The organism is Aquabacterium sp. A08 (genome assembly GCF_011742065.1).
In genome coordinates this window covers 1-398 of record NZ_JAAQQT010000300.1, presented here as the reverse complement: position 1 = coordinate 398, position 398 = coordinate 1, and the positions used below count along the sequence as shown (strand labels likewise).

Here is a 398-nt window from a genome sequence, read left to right as displayed (position 1 = left end):
CGCGGGTCCAGCTCCAGCGCGGCGCGCAAGGCGCGGGCAAAGGCCTTGAAGATGGTTTCGCACTGGTGGTGCGCGTTGACGCCCTTGAGGTTGTCAATATGCAGCGTCACGCCGGCGTGGTTGACGAAACCCTGGAAAAATTCGAACACCAGCTGGGTGTCGAGTTGGCCGATCATGCCGGCGGTGAACTGCACGTCCATGTGCAGGCCGGGACGGCCGGAAAAATCCACCACCACGCGGCTCAGCGCTTCGTCCAGCGGCACATAGGCGTGGCCGTAGCGGCGGATGCCCTTTTTGTCGCCTACGGCCTGCGCGAACGCCTGACCCAGGGTGATGCCGATGTCCTCCACCGTGTGGTGGCCGTCGATGTGCAGGTCGCCCTCGCAGCGCACGTCCAG

General features: G+C 65.1%; 1 protein-coding gene. It reads right to left on the bottom strand.

Translation table 11 applies throughout. The annotated features are described in order from the left end of the window. Nucleotides 1–398, bottom strand: a 398-nt coding sequence (locus HA630_RS01700; protein ID WP_166832173.1) for an imidazoleglycerol-phosphate dehydratase, incomplete at both ends; no start/stop codon positions are given.